The 16,793-nt window shown below is 65.5% G+C and carries 17 protein-coding genes, 1 tRNA gene and 2 pseudogenes; 9 read left to right on the top strand and 11 right to left on the bottom strand.

Annotated features, from left to right (window positions below; translation table 11 throughout):
* Positions 1-208: 208 nt before the first annotated feature.
* Entirely contained in the window at positions 209-661 is a 453-nt protein-coding gene (locus ABEA10_RS06245; RefSeq protein ID WP_345458578.1) for a MarR family winged helix-turn-helix transcriptional regulator, read from the bottom strand.
* Positions 662-726: 65 nt separating this feature from the next.
* On the opposite strand from ABEA10_RS06245, the gene ABEA10_RS06240 reads away from it, so the two are divergent.
* A complete protein-coding gene (locus ABEA10_RS06240) occupies positions 727-1,107 on the top strand; it encodes a tautomerase family protein (protein WP_345458576.1) in 381 nt (126 codons plus the stop codon).
* 98 nt (positions 1,108-1,205) lie between these two features.
* Here ABEA10_RS06240 and ABEA10_RS06235 read toward each other — a convergent pair whose 3' ends face one another.
* The 4 genes from ABEA10_RS06235 to sigJ form a co-directional block, all read right to left on the bottom strand.
* Entirely contained in the window at positions 1,206-2,027 is an 822-nt protein-coding gene (locus ABEA10_RS06235; RefSeq protein ID WP_345458574.1) for a patatin-like phospholipase family protein, read from the bottom strand.
* Positions 2,024-2,443, bottom strand: a complete 420-nt coding sequence (locus ABEA10_RS06230) for a PPOX class F420-dependent oxidoreductase (RefSeq protein ID WP_345458572.1) — start codon at positions 2,441-2,443, stop codon at positions 2,024-2,026. Before ABEA10_RS06230 ends, ABEA10_RS06235 begins: the two co-directional genes overlap by 4 nt.
* Before the next feature lie 356 nt (positions 2,444-2,799).
* On the bottom strand, positions 2,800-3,255 hold the full coding sequence (locus tag ABEA10_RS06225) for a hypothetical protein (RefSeq protein WP_345458570.1): 456 nt from the start codon (positions 3,253-3,255) through the stop codon (positions 2,800-2,802).
* Between the two features lie 237 nt (positions 3,256-3,492).
* Positions 3,493-4,380: an RNA polymerase sigma factor SigJ gene (sigJ, locus tag ABEA10_RS06220; RefSeq protein ID WP_345458568.1), complete on the bottom strand. Its 888-nt coding sequence runs from the start codon at positions 4,378-4,380 to the stop codon at positions 3,493-3,495.
* Between the two features lie 2,139 nt (positions 4,381-6,519).
* Between sigJ and ABEA10_RS06215 the strand changes: the two genes are divergently transcribed.
* From ABEA10_RS06215 to ABEA10_RS06190, 6 genes and pseudogenes are all read left to right on the top strand, one after another.
* Entirely contained in the window at positions 6,520-7,272 is a 753-nt protein-coding gene (locus ABEA10_RS06215) for a hypothetical protein (RefSeq protein WP_345458566.1), read from the top strand.
* Complete coding sequence (locus ABEA10_RS06210; RefSeq protein ID WP_345458564.1) at positions 7,269-7,805, top strand: NUDIX hydrolase; 537 nt, start codon at positions 7,269-7,271, stop codon at positions 7,803-7,805. The genes ABEA10_RS06215 and ABEA10_RS06210 overlap by 4 nt, the downstream gene beginning before the upstream one ends.
* An 864-nt stretch (positions 7,806-8,669) precedes the next feature.
* A pseudogene (locus ABEA10_RS06205) lies at positions 8,670-9,552 on the top strand (IS5 family transposase).
* Between the two features lie 48 nt (positions 9,553-9,600).
* The gene (locus ABEA10_RS06200) at positions 9,601-9,882 is read left to right on the top strand and encodes a hypothetical protein (RefSeq protein WP_345458562.1); all 282 of its coding nucleotides are present in this window, start codon (positions 9,601-9,603) and stop codon (positions 9,880-9,882) included.
* A 326-nt stretch (positions 9,883-10,208) separates the two neighbouring features.
* Positions 10,209-10,613, top strand: a complete 405-nt coding sequence (locus ABEA10_RS06195) for a helix-turn-helix domain-containing protein (RefSeq protein WP_345458560.1) — start codon at positions 10,209-10,211, stop codon at positions 10,611-10,613.
* Positions 10,585-11,013, top strand: a complete 429-nt coding sequence (locus ABEA10_RS06190; RefSeq protein WP_345458558.1) for an integrase core domain-containing protein — start codon at positions 10,585-10,587, stop codon at positions 11,011-11,013. The genes ABEA10_RS06195 and ABEA10_RS06190 overlap by 29 nt, the downstream gene beginning before the upstream one ends.
* 38 nt (positions 11,014-11,051) lie before the next feature.
* Here ABEA10_RS06190 and ABEA10_RS06185 read toward each other — a convergent pair.
* The 3 genes from ABEA10_RS06185 to ABEA10_RS06175 all read right to left on the bottom strand — a co-directional run bounded on the left by ABEA10_RS06185 (position 11,052) and on the right by ABEA10_RS06175 (position 13,322).
* Positions 11,052-11,124, bottom strand: a tRNA-Arg gene (locus ABEA10_RS06185).
* 298 nt (positions 11,125-11,422) lie between these two features.
* Positions 11,423-12,625, bottom strand: a complete 1,203-nt coding sequence (locus ABEA10_RS06180; RefSeq protein WP_345458556.1) for a DUF3592 domain-containing protein — start codon at positions 12,623-12,625, stop codon at positions 11,423-11,425.
* Between the two features lie 142 nt (positions 12,626-12,767).
* Positions 12,768-13,322: a hypothetical protein gene (locus tag ABEA10_RS06175; protein WP_345458554.1), complete on the bottom strand. Its 555-nt coding sequence runs from the start codon at positions 13,320-13,322 to the stop codon at positions 12,768-12,770.
* A gap of 220 nt (positions 13,323-13,542) precedes the next feature.
* On the opposite strand from ABEA10_RS06175, the gene folP reads away from it, so the two are divergent.
* Positions 13,543-14,445 (top strand): dihydropteroate synthase, encoded by a 903-nt coding sequence (folP, locus tag ABEA10_RS06170; RefSeq protein ID WP_345458552.1) that lies wholly within the window; start codon positions 13,543-13,545, stop codon positions 14,443-14,445.
* An 8-nt stretch (positions 14,446-14,453) separates the two neighbouring features.
* Here folP and ABEA10_RS06165 read toward each other — a convergent pair whose 3' ends face one another.
* From ABEA10_RS06165 to ABEA10_RS06155, 3 genes and pseudogenes are all read right to left on the bottom strand, one after another.
* Positions 14,454-15,161: a pyrimidine reductase family protein gene (locus ABEA10_RS06165; RefSeq protein WP_345458550.1), complete on the bottom strand. Its 708-nt coding sequence runs from the start codon at positions 15,159-15,161 to the stop codon at positions 14,454-14,456.
* A 21-nt stretch (positions 15,162-15,182) separates the two neighbouring features.
* Complete coding sequence (locus ABEA10_RS06160) at positions 15,183-15,731, bottom strand: AAA family ATPase (protein WP_345458548.1); 549 nt, start codon at positions 15,729-15,731, stop codon at positions 15,183-15,185.
* Between the two features lie 61 nt (positions 15,732-15,792).
* Positions 15,793-16,200, bottom strand: a pseudogene (locus ABEA10_RS06155) (phosphorothioated DNA-binding restriction endonuclease family protein); the annotation flags it as partial.
* Positions 16,201-16,296: 96 nt separating this feature from the next.
* Between ABEA10_RS06155 and ABEA10_RS06150 the strand changes: the two are divergent.
* Positions 16,297-16,782, top strand: coding sequence for a MarR family winged helix-turn-helix transcriptional regulator (locus ABEA10_RS06150; protein WP_345458546.1), 486 nt, complete (start codon positions 16,297-16,299; stop codon positions 16,780-16,782).
* The last annotated feature ends 11 nt before the right edge of the window (positions 16,783-16,793 follow it).

Raw genomic sequence — 16,793 nt, 5'->3', positions numbered from 1 at the left:
GCCGACTTCAGTCCGACGACCGTTTCGCCGTCCTGCCGCTCCAGCGCGAAGCCGATACCACACAGGCCGCCATCGTCGTCCATCCGTTGACCGGGCGTCTCGGCGTACACACGCGGTTCCAAGCCGCTCTCCGCGACGACAGAAACTGAAACACCCGATGTTAGGTGGCTGATAGCGCGGAATGATCGTTCCGCTTCCGGATGATCCCTTACTCCAAGGCGGCCTCGTAGGCGCGCAGGGCGGTGATGACCGTCGCGCGTTCGGCGGGATTGAGGTCGCGCATGACGCGCTCCCAGGCGGAGGCGCTGCCGGAGAGCCATTCGCCGATCGGTCCGGTGTAGGCGGAGGAGATGGCGATGATGCGGCGGCGGCGGTCGGCGGGATCGGGGGTACGCTCCAGGACCCCCGGCCGCGACAACTCGCTCACCATGAGGCTGACGGTCGTCGGGGCCACCTCCAGGCGGGCGGCGAGCTCGTTGACGCTGGCTGGACCGTCGTACTCCAGATGGGCCAGCAGCGCGAGATGGCGCGGCGCGAGGTCCAGGCCCTGGAGCGATGGGGGGATGGGCAGGCGTTTGGCGCGGCCGACGAGCCGTGGCATGAGCAGCAGCAGGGTGCGGACGGCCTCATCGACGGCCGGACCGTCTGATTCCGTGGACATCGGCGACCTCCACCAGATACCTTTATATTCAAAGCCTTTAGGATCAAAGGGAAACGAGGTCCACTGTGCCGCATCTGACCGTCCACCTTCCAGAGAACAGGCTGACGGGCAAGGAACCCGAGCTCGTCACCGCCCTGACCGAGGCGATCGTCGACGTCTACGGCGAATGGGCCCGCGACCTCGTGAGCATCCGCCTGGCCGGAGTCCCCGCAGACCGCTTCGCGCAGGGCGGCAAGGCCGTGGACACGAACGCCTCGGTGATTCTGGGCATCCGCGCCGGCGTCTTCGACCGCCCCGACGCCGCCCAAATCGTCGCACGCCTCGGCACCGCTCTCACCGACGCGATCACCCGCGTCCTTGGCGAGGAACTCCGCGCCGGCACCATGGTCGAACTCGTGGCATCTCCGCCGGAACGGACCTTCGTCGGCGGCGCCCTAGCCGTGTGACCGCACGCCGGCCCCAGACGATTTCCCCTCTCGCGCTGGGGCGGTGGCGGCCCCGGCAACCCACGAATCTTGTGAGCGGGGCCCCGGCCTGCAACCACTCAGCTCCACCGAGCGGTCACGTCATACCGTCTAATACGCTCGGCGGCGTCCGAAGCCTGTCTGACGCCGGCCTGATATGCGGATTCCCAAGTGGCACGATCGGTGATATCCGGTCCGAATGCCTCGATCGCCTCAGCGTCCGGAACCAGCCGTACGACCCCTTCGCCTGCCGTAACACCGTTCGCGCCGGACATGTGCGCCATCGGCTCGGCGACGATCAAGACGCGCGCGTCACCGGCCAAATCGACGTTGGTTCCGGCCCGGAGAGCACCATCGATGTAGCGACGCCCGTCGATGGTGATCGGCGGCGCGGTCGCGGGGAAGGCGATGCTGGCGGCCATGGCCTCGGGCAGTGATGCGGAGCCGTGCCGGTCCCATATCACCGCCTGGCCGGTCTCGGCGTCCACCGACGGGATCAGGAGCGGCCGGTCCGGCCATTCCGCCGCGCCGACCAGTGACCGCATCCGGGCGATGGCGGCATCCTCGCCGCCGGTCGAAGCGGTGACAGCGAGCCGGCCGACCCGGCGCAGGGCCTCGGCTCGCTCAAGCTCGGTATCGCCGAGCGTCGCAAACACCTTCGCAAGTCTCTGCGGATCAGTACGCACGCCACCAGGATCGGCCGGCGGACGCAGCGCGAGCCGATCGAGGTCTCCTCCACTGGCCAGGATCGCTCCCACGATCGCGCCCGCCGACGTGCCGACAATCAGATCGGCAGCACCAAGGTCGACCCCCTCACGGCGCAGCCCCGCCGCGAGGCCGGCCAGCCACGCCGTACCGACCGGGCCGCCGGGCCCCAGAACGACCGCGGTCTCCACCGTCACTGACCTGCCTCCTCAAACGGCATGTCTCGGCCGTAGAAACCCGGCCGGTCCGGATCGATGTTGTAGGCGACGATCCGGCGCGGGTGGATGCGGATGAAGCCGGTGCTCATATGCTCTGCCGGAGCTACGGCCAGCGACGCCGCTTCCGCCCGGCCCCGGATCTCTAGAAAGCGCACACCAGACGCCCCGGCGCCCACCACGTCGTCGACCACAAAGGACACATCCGGTCGGAGCTTGATATTGCGGAACTTCGCCGACGACTCCATCCCGAAGCCGTAGATGTCGACCGTGCCGAGTTCGGCGTTGTAGCCGAACCCGACGGGCTTGTTCTGCGGTGTGCCGTCAGGCGCGACCGTCGCCAGCCGTCCGCGTGGCTGACCAGCCAAATACGCCGCTTCAACAGGGGTGAAAGCCATGGCCAAACCTTAAAACGCATCAACCGCACCGTCATCAGCAAAATGCACCAGCCCTGTCCGCGACGATCGGCCTAGGTCTTGCGTACGGCGTTGGCAGCGGCCAGCATCAACCGATGCTCATCCTAGGGAATTGTCATCCGGTTATCCGGTTATGTTCTTTCGGATCTCCATTAGTAGCGTTCGACGAGATGAGCTCGGCTGGCCGGAAGTTCGTATGGATCGGGCGTCGGTGATTCGGGCGATCCGGCCGTCGTCTGCAAGGTCAAAGAAGCACAGGCCGGTTTGTGTGCCCTCTCGTCCGGTGAACTCGATCCAACTGGCCATCTGGCAATGGTGCTTCGTGAGTACCTGAACCATCACAACGCTTCTCGGCCGCACCAGCATGCCGGCGCTGGTCGACGAGCTGCCGTCGACCACCACCAGGTACAGGCGGGTGCCGGCCTGGCTGAGGCCGGCGTCCGTGCGCGGCGCCGAGCCGACGTTCGACAGCCGTCCGGGGCCGCGCCGTCACGCAGGATCGGAAAGCCGCCCACGGCGAAGCGGAACTGGTCCTGATCGATCAGGTGGAAGCCCACCTGCACCTGGTCGCCGGGCTGGAACGTTGCGCGGAGTTGGTCGGCTCCTTGTTCGCGGCCGACGAGCACGCTGGTGCCCTGTGGGATCGAGCCGGAGCCGATGGTGTTCCGGACCGCTGCCACCACGCCGTTTTGAAAGATGGAGCCGACGTGGCGGACCACGCTGACCCGGAAGTGCGCGAGGGGCCCGGTCAGCCAGGGCGCGTCATAGGTGATCAGCCAGGAGTCCTCGCCCACCTGGCACACCTCCCTGCGCCGCTTGCGCCCGGCGGTCTCGGGCTGGTGCTGGAAGGCGATGCTCTGGCCGGCGGCGCGCGCCTCGGCCAGGTCGCCGCCGATGGGCTGTACCAGCGAGATGCGCCACGCTCCGTTGCGGCCCTCATCTCCCCACGACCACGGCGTACCGCGGGCCGGGGCTCTCGGGGGTTGGGGGACGCATCGGACCATGTGGCCCGGCCGGGCAGGACGCGCGTGTCAACCCGTCTTCCAGGGCCGGAGCTTGTCGGGGTTGCGTATCACCCAGATGCGCCTGATGCGGTCGCCGGCGATGTCGAACGCGAACACCGACACGGTGACGCCGTTATGCAGTGCCACCAGGCCGGGTTGGCCGTTGACCGTGCGTTCCACGAACGCCATGTCGCTGGTCGCACGGCCCGCGAGTTCGACCCAGGCGCGCGCGACCTGCTCGCCGCCCTCGATGGGGTCCAGGAAGGTGGTGGCGAGGCCGCCGCCGTCGGCGATGGCCGTGGCGTCGGGGTCGAGCAGTCCGATGAGGGCGTTGATGTCCTTGGCCTCCCACGCCCGTTTGAAGGCCCTGACGATGCCGGCCTGCCGGGCCGTCGGACTCGCGGGTGCCTGCGAGGCGCGGACGCGGCGGCGCGCCGAGGAGGCGAGCTGGCGGCATGCCGCCGGCGTACGGCCGGTGATCTCGGCCACCTCCGCGAAGGGGTAGCGGAAGACGTCGTGGAGGATGAACGCGACGCGCTCGGCCGGGGTCATCGACTCGAGCACGACGAGGAACGCCATGTTGACCGATTCGTCCAGGGTGACCCGGTCCGCCGGGTCGGCGGCGGTGGGCTCGGGCAGCGGCTCGGGGATCCATTCGCCCACGTAGGTCTCTCGCCGGGCCCGTGCCGAGCCGAGCAGGTTGAGGCAGATGCGGCTGGCGACCGTCGTCAACCAGGCGCCGGGTGATTCGATGGCGTCCTGCTGCCGCCGGGACATGGCGTACCAGCGGGCGTACGTCTCCTGCACCGCGTCCTCGGCCTCGGCCAGCGAGCCGAGGAGCCGGTACGCGAGATTGACCAGCTGCCGCCGCTCGCTCATGACCGCGTCCAGACCCGGGTCGGATGGGATGCTCATGGTGCCGCCGACTCCTTCGGTCGCATCTGCCTTCACCGGTTCGACATGACAGCGCATTGGAATGTGAGGTCGGCACGCCGCCTCACATTCCGGGGGCGTGTTGTCGAACCGGTGGACGAACACGTGCTCCCTACGACGCAAGCTAGGAGGCACTATGACCACCCCGATTCCGATGGCACCGTACGCCGACCCGGCGCCCGCGCAGCGCCTGGCGCGGGCGGCCGCCGCGCTGACGGCGAACAACTTCGCGGTCGAGATCCCTCGATGACGTCTCCGCCGCGCGTACCCGCATGGCGATTCGTGTTCACCGGCGCCAGCGAGACCCTCCGGCCTGTCCGGCATCGAGGAGGACATCAACGCCAGCGGGCGGTGGTGGTGATGGCCCGGCAGAACCCCGGATGGGGCATCGTCGCAGCCAGGCTTCCTGCACGTCGACACCGCCGGCTGTACGTGTTGATCTTCACCGAGCACGGGACCAGGAGGTCGCACATTGCCGGCGTGACGGCCAACCCGACCGGCTCCTGGGTAGCTCAGCAGGCGCGGAACCCGGCGATGGACCTTGGCGCCCGGGGGGACACGCTCCGCGTCTCGCTGCTCAAGCCGGTGTTTTCGCTGGTTGATCTAGGTGCTCCCGGCAGGATTCGAACCTGCGGCACACGGTTTAGGAACGCAACGACCGTAATGCGTCTGACATGCAGGTTCTCGCTCAACAGCACGCGGCCTACCCATCTGGTACCCACCACGCGATCATTTGGATAGTCCAGGCTGCACTTGCAGGCTACCTGGCTGAACGTCAGTGCCTCTGCTAGACCTTTGGGTCTGCGGCTCGCCTGCCAGGGCACGGTCCGCGTCTCGGTGCTCTACACCACTGGTGGTCAACTGAACTGGCCGCACTACCTTGATCTACAGACCGGCACTCTCACCTACTTCGGAGATACTGCACGCCAGGCCGGGAACTGCATGACACGCCCCGCGGCGGAAACCTCCTGCTCAGAGACGTCTTCGCTGCTGCTTGCGGTTCTGTCACACCGCGTGCCAAGGTGGCACATTCCCTGGCACGGGGCCGGGCGCATTATTGACCACCCGAAACCTCTATTTCGCCCACGCTCGATGGCCAGAATTCCCACTCGAATCGTGACCTATGCTAATGAGAAACACTAGAGTGCAGACCGGGTCGTCTTCGGATATGCCCTCGAAGAAGTCAAGCCCACCAGAAGGACCGCCGTCCGCCCTCGCTGGCTCACGTGCTCTTGCGAGGCCGACCACCGATAGGGCCAGAATGCAACCGAAGCATCTTGGGCTCACAACAGGCTCGCGTCTTGCCCTACCTAGGCCACTGTGATACAGAAGCTTTATTCACTTCACGTCTACCGGCCCAGCCACCGAGGGAAGCTAACTTGACGGATCCGGGGTGTTTGGCCTCTACGGCTCGTGGCTTGGTGATAAGGGTTGGCGGAAATGCGCTTATGCCCCGAGGTTCAGAAGGAATTGATTTCGAGGCTTTAGCCGCAGTTATCTCGTTCGCAAGGGCCGCGGCCGCCGTTGACATAAGGACCACGATTGTTCCTGGCGGCATGGGAGGACATCTTTTCCTTGAATGGGCCCGGGCTGTAGGCTGTACGGATGCTCTCATGAACAGCATTGGCTGTTCGCTAATTGACATTAGTGCCAGAATAATCGCGGACCATTTCCATCGGGCTCTCTCGCGCGACGATCTTACATGCTGCCCAAAGCCTGCGGAAAGTATCGAAGAGCTGTTCGTATTGCGCACTAGTTTTAAGATAGTCGTAAGTTCGTCACGAATTGCCGGTGGTGTTACAAGTGACTCTTTGGCGCTATTGATCGGCGAAGCGACGGATAGCTCGGTACTTTCCGTCAAGCGCACCCTACCCTTTCCGCACCTAGCTAGGCAGCTTAAAGTCTCGTCTAAGAATCATACCTGTTACGTGCCCCTAAGCGAGCTCGAAAGAGAGTTGCAAGAAAGCGATTTCATCGAACATGCCGGCTGGCATCAATCGCTCGATGCTTGGTCGTTACGCCTATTACGGCGTAATACTAGCGATCTATATCTAACGACCGTGGATGCCTTGCGTGCCTTTGCTACGACTCACAACCTTTCACCAGTGATGAAGATCTACCATGGACAATAGCCAGCGCCCTACTAAGATCCTTAGAGACTCCGCATTAATTGCGGCTTTTTTGGGCATCCCTGCAAGTGTGTTATCAGCGACAATATCGAATATTCTGTTCTCGCGGCGCCCCAACTGGCTCTATGTGGTGGCGGTCGTCGGACTTATACTCGTCGCAATACTGGTACGCGTTTGTGTTGGTCTATATCGAAATATGAGCGCCAGCACGTCAGAAGAAAACACCGCTACGATTAACATCGTAGCCCGCGCGCCTTCGGAACGCCTTTCAGTTGGGGATTTGATCTCAGAAACCCGGCGAGAGATCGCATTCTTCGGAATAAGTGCGAAGCGGACTGTAACGGAGGATATCTTCCGTCGCGCTCTGGAAAAACGCCACGATAGGCCGATTATCATCAAGTTCCTTCTCCTGGACCCGTCATGCAAGGCTTTCGATGAGCGGGCCAAAGAGGAAGGGGAGCCGTCGGACGCATGGCGAACGGATCTAGAAACCACGGTCAGCCGCCTTCGCGCCTTCGCTAAGCTCATGGGCGTCTCGATAGAGATGCGGCTAGCGACGGGTTACCCTGTCTGGCGGGCCATCATCGTTGATGACGAACAGGTCTTTGTTAGCACGTTCCTGCCTGGGAGACGCGGTACGGAAGCGATTCAATATTGCATGAGCCGTTCAGATGTAGAACTTACACATGGAATCATCAAAAGCTATCAACTCGCCTGGAAACAGGCACGGAAGGTGGCACTGTGACGCAGAAGCTTATCTACCATGCGAAAAATTTCAAGGTCTGCTCAGATATCTTTCGTTACGATATAGATGGCGAGATCCGGCGCGAGGTCGTATTTATAGACCAACCAAAGGTAGCCATTGCTGTACCCATCCTAGAGACTGGCGAGATTATGCTGGTCGAGCAATGGCGTCCCATTTTTGGGCAGACGTTGCTCGAATGTCCTGGAGGAAAGGTGGAGCCCGGAGAAACTGTCGAGAGTGCTCTAAGGCGTGAGCTTTCGGAGGAGATCGGGCTACGTCCGAATACTCTAACCGCGCTTGGCAGCTTCTATCCCTCAGTGGGAAGTAGCACTGAGCAGATATATTGCTTTATGGCAAGTGATCTGACAACAACCGAGCGCTCCGCCGCAGACCGAAAACGTATGAATCTGAGGAGACTTTCTATCGCTCAGATTCGAGATCTGCTCGAAAATACCATTATGCCTGACGGAAAAACATATATCGCACTCTCGGCGTACCTGAGGAAGGCGTCGAGGCGAGTAGTAAATCACTGATTCTAAATTTACCGATTAGCGGTGTCCACTTCGCCACCTGGGGAAATGGTACCCCCCGCTTGGCGAAGCAGTTGGGGCTGACGGTCACCGAGGTTCATGACCCAGTCCTGTAGACGAATGAGACGACGGTCAGGTCGTCCTCCGCGACGATCCATGGCGAAATACATCGGAGAACTCCTCCACTGGCCGTCGGCGGCCTGGTCGTGCGGTCCAAGTCGATCGAGTGGACTCACCATGACCAGTAAATCGCGCATTCAAATCAACCAGATCGGCGTATCATTGGCCGCATCCACACCCCCGTTGCCTTGAACTGTCCGGGCCAAGTGCCCCACCGCCGCAGAATCCGCAGAACCTGCAGAACCCTCTACACGGGGACGTTTGCCGAGGTAGAAGCTGTGATCGCGCTGCCTTGATCAACGTCCGCCAAATTCCGCAGTATCGCCGCAGAAATAGCCGGGGCCTCGCCGGCGCCGGTTGCCCAATGGATTGTGCGGCGGTTCACTATGAGTATAGGAACATCCTCGCCACCACCTACAGCATCGCCGACCTGCCCGACGAAGCAACGATGGTACCGACCTGCAGCGATACGTCCGTCTCTACCAGGAAGCGCTGATTGCTCGCGAAAAGGTTCGCCAGACGATTCCAGACAAGATCGTCACCACGGTGCGGACGCCCACGCCCGGGCCAGACAGGCCCGCTGAGTTCAAACCTAAGAACGATGGTGAGTACGTCGCCAACGTTGCAGCCCACACTCAGCGCAAAACCCGCAAGCACGAAACAGTTATCCGCGAGTACGGCAAATTCCTGCAGGGGCTAGAGCCTGTCCTCAAAGGTTGGGTGGGTGATCTGGTTTGATCTTGGCTCGTGGTGAAGAGGCATGAGCTGACCGATGAGCAGTGGCGGGCGATTGAACCGCTGCTGCCGCCGTCGGGTGAGCGGACGTCCGCGGGTGGATGATCGGCGGGTGATCAACGGGATGTTGTTCAAGGCCAAGACCGGGGTTGCCTGGCGGGATCTGCCCGAGCGGTACGGGCCCTGGAAGACCGTCTACAACCGGTTTTGGCGCTGGTCCCGTAACGGCACCTTGACGATGCTGGTCTGTCGGGCGCGGGTGATCGCCGAAGCGATCGATGAGCTGGACCGGGAGGTGTCGGTGGACTCCTCGATCGTGCGGGCTCACCAGCACGCCGCCGGTGCACGGCGCCAAGCGACCGGCCACACAGGGGGCCAGCGCCGGCGGAGGTCAGACTGAACTGATCATGCTATCGGCCGGTCCCGGGGCGGGACCACAACCAAAATCCATCTCGCCTGTGATGGGCATGGCCGGCCGCTGTCGGTTGTGCTGACCGGCGGGAACGTCAACGACTGCACAATGTTCGAGCAGGTCATGTCCGGTATCTGCATTCCCCGCCATCCCCGGATCCATCCAGGCCGGCCCTGGCGTCGCCCGGCACGGGTGATCGCCGACAAGGGCTATAGCTCCCGCGCCATCCGCGCCTACCTACGCCGCCGCGGCATCGCCGCGACCATCCCCGAACGACGCGACCAGCAAGCCGGCCGCCTTCGCCGCGGCCCATCCGGCGGCCGGCCACCTGCCTTCGACCCACATATCTACCGGCGCCGCAACGTCGTCGAACGCTGCTTCGCCCACCTCAAGCAATACCGCGCCATCGCCACCCGCTACGACAAAACCGGCCAGTCCTACCAAGGCATGATCGACCTGGCCACCCTGCTCATATGGCTTTGAGGACACACTCTAGGACTCCATCCCAACACCAAGGTCTATCCACGCGACTTGACCGTCAAGCATGGCGACGCCGAGTGGTTGATCGAGGTCAAGATGCTCCGCCGCGGCGACGCAGTCGGCGCGGCCCGAGAAGCCCTCGCCCAGCTACTGGCCTACCGACACTTCCTCTACCCCAACGGCCATGCCCATGTACGCATGCTCGCGGTCTTCAACGAGGACATCGGGCTAGCATGCGTGGGGTTCTTGGAGGAACAGAACGTTGCCAGCGTCTGGCGGGACGGCACGGGCTGGGCAGGGTCACCGACCGCCAGGGAGGCCGGCCTCTGCTAGAGCTTGCGCGTCGGCTCAAGCCCCCACCCGGGGCCGGCCGGCATCGTGTCGGCCGCCTGCATTGATCAGGCTGGGCGAGATGGGCAAGGAGATCGAAGCAGAGCGCTGGACGACCGGCGTACCCACGTCATACCCACGGATGGCGGCGCATGACGGCATCGGGCGGCACTTGCCTGCGCACAGGAAACCCCTACCGCGCCAGTGGTTGTGCTGGTCAAGTAGGGGACTCGCTGTCTGTAGTAGGTGCCCCCGGCAGTGTGCTCGCTCAGGACATAGGAAACGCATGTCTCACGACATAGGAAACCCTGGGGGGTCAGAGTCTGGCGGTGTCGAAAGCCAGACTTGTGATCACCGCGGTGGTCGTTGAGGGCCGTTCCCAGGCCGAGGTCGCCCGCACTTACGGGGTCTCGAAGGGGTGGGTGTCGAAGCTGGTCGCCCGGTACCGGGCCGAGGGCGAGACAGCGTACGAGCCGTGGTCGCGGCGGCCGAAGACCTCTCCGGCCGCGATCGATGCCGGAACGGTGGAGCTGATCATCCGGATCCACAAAGAACTATCCGAGCAGGGGCTAGACGCCGGGCCCGAAACGATCGCCTGGCATCTGGAACACCACCACCAGCGGAAAGTGTCGCGGGCCACGATCAGCCGCTACCTGACCCAACCACCCCACCACCTGCGGGAAAGCCGAACGCTTCCAGCAGACGATGAAGAAATGGCTACGGGCCCAGCCTGATCAGCCGGCAACCGTGGCCCAGCTACAGGCCCTCATCGACCGCTTCACCCACGCCTACAACCACCAGCGCCCGCACCGGTCATTGCCGCACCGAGCCACGCCCGCCACCGTCTACAACACCCTGCCCAAAGCGCTGCCCGCCACCAGCCGCCAGGCCGACACCCACACCCGGGTCCGCCACGACCGCATCGACGACTCCGGCGTCGTCACCCTGCGCACGGGCGGCCGGCTCCACCACCTCGGCATCGGACGAACCCACGCCCGAACCCACGTCATCATGCTCATCGACGATCTCCACGTCCGCGTGATCACCGCCACCACCGGAGAACTCCTCCGCGAACTGACCATCGACCCCACCCGCGACTACCAACCCCAAAGAAAAAACCCTCCGACCCCGTAGGTTCGGAGGGTTTCCGATGTCCTGAGACATCACATAGGTGCCCCCGGCAGGATTCGAACCTGCGGCACACGGTTTAGGAAACCGTTGCTCTATCCCCTGAGCTACGAGGGCTTGTCGCTGGTCAGCGCCTAGCGGCAAGAGCTGAGCCTACCGACCGGACCTTGATCATTGCACATATATTGCCCCGAGTCGGATCTTGGCCCTGACGGCTGACCACCGCCGAGTACAGCGTAGTACGTGGTCGCCGACGGCCGGGGCTTCCCGGCGTGCCGCCCGTGGAGTGAGCATGGCGAGAACCGCCGAGCTTCGGACCCGCTGATCGTGATGTCGTGGCAGCGCTCGAGGTACATGGCGATCTTCTCGGGCCCGAAGCGGTAGTCCTGCCGCTGATTCTCCCTCTGGCGGGGCGTCAGCGCGCCCTCCGCCGGCGCAGCCAGAAGGGCACGTACGCGGCCAGTGCGGCGGTCAGGGTACTGCCGAACACCAGGTTCCCGGTGCGTCCGCCACCCCATGGGGACCACCTCAGCTGCTGGGCCACGACCGCCGTCTCGGGATTCGCCGGGTCGTAAACGATCGTGGCATCGCTGAGCGGACCCTTGCTGTAGCGGTGCCCGTCGATCGCCGGCTCGGCGGTCCAGACCAACCGGTTGCCATTTGTCACGAACTGAAGGTGTATGCGGTGTTCCACGCTCATATCGCGGCGATAGCCGGTCGAGCGCGAGACGGCCACCTGATCCCACACCTGGCCGCTCACGCGGACTCCGTGATGGCGCAGCCGGTTGATGAGGCGCTCGTCCTGTATCCCGTTGCTGAGCGTGGCCGCGAGCACGATCGGCCCGAAGATGAGGAGGGCCAACACGACGACTTGGGGGAAGTCGCTCTTGGTGCGGCGGCTCCTCCGAGGAGATGTCCTCGTGGACGCGGCGGCGGGCGGCCTCTCGCCGGACGGGGTCACCAGGCGCGCCATCCACTTCAGCGCCTCGGTCGCGTACTTCACCGCCTGGCCGCCCACGACGGCACCCGCGATGATTCCCCCGATGAGGGCCAGGCCGTAGAAGAGCAAACGCACCGCGCCGAACGAGGCCGGCAGCAGCTGGGCCAGAAACAGGCCGGCCATCCCGCCGAGCATCGCGACCGCGAGCACGAAGACGACCACGAGAGCGGTGGCCGGCTCCGCGCCGCGTGGAGCGGTCCGCAACCGCCGGTAGCCCTTTGCCCGACGCCAGAGGCGCCCCTCGTCCCGGTGCTGCGGAGTCGGCAGTCCGGCCTTGGCGCTGAAGGCGAGCACCTTCTTGGTCCAGCTTCCCTTGGCGCGCAGCAGCATGCGGCCCTCGCCGTCGAGAACGACCAGGCCCTGCCGCGGGCCGCTCCTGTAGCGTGCCTTGTAGTAGTAGCCCAACGACTTCACCGAAGACCGTGGGATCTCCACGCGCTGGTGGCCGAATCCGTAGCCGACGAGTAGGTCTCCCTCGATGCGGAGCCGCACCGGCGTCCTGTCGAGCAGGTCGCGGATCGGCTCGTCGGGCCGCAGCTCGATGGGCTCCTGGTCCGACTCGCCACCGCCGTGCGACCGCGGCCCTCGACGGCCCTTTTTGGCCTGTCTTCCGCTCACGCGGGCATGTTAGGGAATACGGGCATCCTGCCGCGCGGGAAGGTTCCTCGGCCTCGATCCGCCCATGACGGGGGCTTCTGGGGGGATCAGGCCGAACAACCCGCCGGACCGTAGGGCCCGGCGGGTTCGGCGAGTCGTCCGTCTACGGGCGGTAGACGTAGGCGGTGACGCCTTCGGCGTGGTAGCCGAGTCGTGTGGTCGCGTTGTCGCGTTCGGCGGCTGAGGTCGTATAGAAGTGGTCGTGGACGTTCGGCTGGTACAGGCGGTAGAGCGGCACGGTGTCCCGGTGTTGCTGCGGGAAGACGTAGGCGGCGACGCCCTCGGGGCGGTAGCCGAGTCGTGTGGTCGCGTTGTCGCGTTCGGCGGCTGAGGTCGTATAGAAGTGGTCGTGGACGTTCGGCTGGTACAGGCGGTAGAGCGGCACGGTCTTCCAGCGTTGCTGCGGGAAGACATAGGCGGCGACGCCCTCGGGGCGATACCCGAGCCTCATGATGGCGTTGTCGCGTTCGGCGGTCGAGGTCGTGTAGAAGTGGTCGTGCACATTCGGCTGGTACGTCCGGTAGAGCGGCACGACGCCTGGACGCGGCTGTGCGGTGGCCGCCGTGGCCGCGCCGGTTATGAGAGACGCCGCCGCCAGGAGCGCCGTGACGGTGCGGGTCGTGGCGGCGGCGAGGACGGTACGTCGGGTGATTGCCATGCGGATCCCTTCTGTCACGAGGCATCTTTACAGAGAGTGATCGTATATACACGGAGCGTCACGGTCAGACTGCTGTCACTCGCCGGACGACGATCAGGCACTGCACTGTCCGCCGGCGTCGTACCCCGGGCGCCGAAAACAGGCCGGTCGGGGGTTCGGTGAGCTGCCGTTATGCTGGCACGGCCGGTATACCGTACCCATCTTCGTCAAGGTCGGGCGCATGGAAGCGAATCCTCAGATTTTCTACCCTGACTTCATCGGTCCGCGGCGGTCCATTGGCCGCCGGGCGTTCGACTTTTCGCGTCAAGTCGCCGTCATGGCGATAATCAATCGGACGCCGGATTCCTTCCATGATCGTGGGCGCACCTTCGCGCTGTCGAAGGCCGTCGAGGCGGTCGAGAACGCCATCGCGCACGAGGCGGACTGGATCGACATCGGAGGGGTTCCGTTCGCGCCGGGGCCGGAGGTGACCGAGCGCGAGGAGATCGATCGCGTCGTCCCGGTCGTGGCGGCGGCGCGGGAGCGGACCGACGCGGTGATCTCCGTTGAGACCTACCGTCCCGAGGTCGCCCGGGTGGTGCTCGCGGCCGGCGCCGACGTGATCAACAACGTGACCGGCCTGCACGATCTGAGCTTGGCGGACGTCGTCGCGGAGGCCGACGCGAACCTGATCATCACGCACAGTCTCGCCGCGCCGCGCACGCCGTTTCCGCGCCCCGCGTACGACGACGTCGCCGGGGAGGTCGCGGCCTTCCTGCGCGAGCGCGCGGATGCCGCGATCGGCCGTGGCCTGTCGCCGGAGCGCATCATCCTCGACCCCGGCCACGACCTGAACAAGAACACCTACCACTCGCTGGAACTGACCCGCCGGCTACCGGAAATCACCGGGATCGGTTATCCGACGCTTGTGGCCGTGTCCAACAAGGACTTCATCGGCGAGACCCTGAACCTTCCCCAGAACGAACGGCTGGCGGGAACCATCGCGACCGTGGCGGTGTGCATTCTGCAAGGAGCGAGAATCGTCCGGGTTCACGACGTCGCCGAAATCGTGCCGTCCGTGCGAATGGTGGAAAGCATTCTGGGCTGGCGTCCGCCGGCCACCGCTCGCCACAACGTCGTTTAGCGCCACGGTCAGGCGTCGCCCGCCGCCACTCGTACGTACCGGGTGAACAGAAAGCCGTCCTCTTCGAAGACATGGCCGAGCCGGAACGGCAGGTCCTCGATGAGGGGCCCGTTGGCGATGCGCGGTCCGTTTCCCGCCACGATCCGTGGACTCAGCGTCAGGCAGAGTTCGTCGAGACGCCCGGCCGCCGCGATCTCGGCGAGCAGCCGGGGGCCGCCTTCGGAGAGCTGCCGGGTGAATCCCCGCTCGGCGAGCGCGTCGAGCGCCTGGCCGATGTCGGCGATGAGATCACCGCAGACGAGGACGTCGGCGCACCGCTCGGCCGCCTTGAGGCGTTCTGCGGACGCGCTCGCGCACGTGATGAGGATCGGCCGTACGTAGGCGTCGGTGAACACGGGCGCGTCGAAGTCCAGGTCCAGCCGCGCGGACACGATCGCGAGCGGGGGAGCCGGAGGCCGCCCCTTCCGGACGTCGCGCCACGAGTCCTGCGGCGGCATCGGCCCGTACCCCTCGACGCGGATGGTGTTCGCTCCCACGATCACGACGTCGGCCAGCCCGCGCAGGAAGGAGAGCACCTGCTGGTCGACCTGGCTGCCGAGGGGACTGACCTTCCCCTCATACGATGCGGCCCCGTCCAGACTGGCCACCATGTTCGCCCGCAGCCAGCGACCGGCCTGCGGGTATCTGTACAGCTCGGCGAGCTTGACCTCATCCACGAGTAGGACACTAACCCGCGGTCAGCGGGCGATGTGGCGCAGCACGAACCTCATGCGCTCCTCCGGGTCGGTACGGGGCAGCTCGACCAGGTCGTACCCGTATCGGGCGTAGGTCTCGGCCATGGCCTCGTAGGTCCGCTGGGCCTCGTCCCAGCTCTGGCGCCGCTCCTCATCGGTGCGGTAGATCTCCGGCCATGGCGGCGCGATGAACACCTGCGGGCGGTAGGGGAACGCCGCCACCGCGGCCTCCACATGGTCCGGCACGTCGCGTCCCAGCAGGCGGAGGTATCCCGCCACGCACGGCACGGCGTGATCGAAGAACACCGGCCCGGTCCGCGTCAGCGCCCACCGGTAGGAGCGGATCTCCCAGGACAACATCAGCTCGGCGAACAGCGTGGTGTCGCTCCAGGGCAGGCCGGTGCCTCCGATGGCGCTCTGATCCTGGATGATCGCGCGCCCGGCCTCCGGCGCGGCGGCGAATCCGTTCTCGCGCAGCAGCTCGACAAGGGTGGTCTTGCCCGAGCCGGGGCCGCCGGTGATGGCGATCAGTTCATGGCGCGCGGATGTCATGGGTCTCCATTCTGGGTACGGGCACTCGTGCGATCGGCTCCGCGCCGCCCAAGGCGATACGTCAGGCGGCGGTTCGGACGGGGGAGCGGAAGACCTCGCGCGTGTGCCAGGCGACGCGGTCATCCGCGACGCGGGGGAACGCCGGCTGCGGCCCGCCGATCTCGCGTCCGGACAGCTCGAGCACCTGCCCCTGCGCGCTCCGCCCACGGCCAACGTAACGGGCCGGCACCGCGACCCGGTGATCGGCCGTCACGCCCAGCAGCGCCCGGCCGAGCTGGGACGGCAACCGGGGGTCGCGCCGCAGGTTCCGTACCGGCGGCGCCGTCAGCCGGCCGCTCGCGGCCGAGTCGCGCAGCGCGCCCACGCGCGCGCCCACGCTGCCACCTCCGTCGGCGGTGCGTACCTCCCACAGGCCGTCGCTGGTCAGGTGGTGGAACGGGTACGCCGGCGTGGTCGGTCGTCGACGACCGGCATCGTACGGCCCGGCTTCGTGCGAACCCGGCTTCGTACGCGCCCGCGAGGAGCTACCTATTAATTACCTCTTATTAAGAGGTATTCTGATTTGGTGACTGATGAGGGGGTACGCCTCGCCGCCGAGCTGATGTCCGTCAACACCGCGATGCGCCGGCTCGTACGGCGGCGGCTGCGGGAGCAGGTGCCACCACGGCTGCGGCCGGCTCAGGTCGAGCTGTTGGTCGTCGTCGGCAACCATCCCGGCATCAGCGTCGCCGCCGCCGCGCGGGAGCTGCATCTCGCCGACAACTCGGTGAGCACCCTCGTCAACCAGTTGCTCGCGGCCGGGATGCTGCGCCGCGAGACCGATCCGGACGACCGGCGCGCCGTACGGCTCGAGCTCACGCCGGACGCGCGTGGGCACCTGACCGACTGGCGTGACCGCCGGGCCCGGATGGTCGGCGCGCGCATCGAGGAGCTCACGGAGGAGGACCGGACGGCGATCGCCGCGGCCCTGCCCGCGCTCGGCCGCCTCCTCGCGAGCCTGCGGGAACACGCCGGGCCGGCCGAGGAGACCCCGACCCGAACGACCACCTGAGACGGGGGAAC

The sequence above is a fragment of the Actinoallomurus oryzae genome (genome assembly GCF_039541955.1).
In the GTDB taxonomy this organism is placed as follows: domain Bacteria; phylum Actinomycetota; class Actinomycetes; order Streptosporangiales; family Streptosporangiaceae; genus Actinoallomurus; species Actinoallomurus oryzae.
The sequence above is the reverse complement of the archived record's forward strand: the minus strand, read 5'-3'. Positions and strand labels throughout refer to the sequence as shown.

What these genes read in the sequence shown, in the direction of transcription:
- ABEA10_RS06245 (WP_345458578.1), bottom strand. Translation starts at nt 661, where the DNA reads ATGTCCACGGAATCAGACGGTCCGGCCGTCGATGAGGCCGTCCGCACC.
- ABEA10_RS06230 (WP_345458572.1), bottom strand. Translation starts at nt 2,443, where the DNA reads ATGGCTTTCACCCCTGTTGAAGCGGCGTATTTGGCTGGTCAGCCACGC.
- sigJ (WP_345458568.1), bottom strand. Translation starts at nt 4,380, where the DNA reads ATGAGCATCCCATCCGACCCGGGTCTGGACGCGGTCATGAGCGAGCGG.
- ABEA10_RS06215 (WP_345458566.1), top strand. Translation starts at nt 6,520, where the DNA reads ATGGACAATAGCCAGCGCCCTACTAAGATCCTTAGAGACTCCGCATTA.
- ABEA10_RS06190 (WP_345458558.1), top strand. Translation starts at nt 10,585, where the DNA reads ATGAAGAAATGGCTACGGGCCCAGCCTGATCAGCCGGCAACCGTGGCC.
- ABEA10_RS06175 (WP_345458554.1), bottom strand. Translation starts at nt 13,322, where the DNA reads ATGGCAATCACCCGACGTACCGTCCTCGCCGCCGCCACGACCCGCACC.
- folP (WP_345458552.1), top strand. Translation starts at nt 13,543, where the DNA reads ATGGAAGCGAATCCTCAGATTTTCTACCCTGACTTCATCGGTCCGCGG.
- ABEA10_RS06160 (WP_345458548.1), bottom strand. Translation starts at nt 15,731, where the DNA reads ATGACATCCGCGCGCCATGAACTGATCGCCATCACCGGCGGCCCCGGC.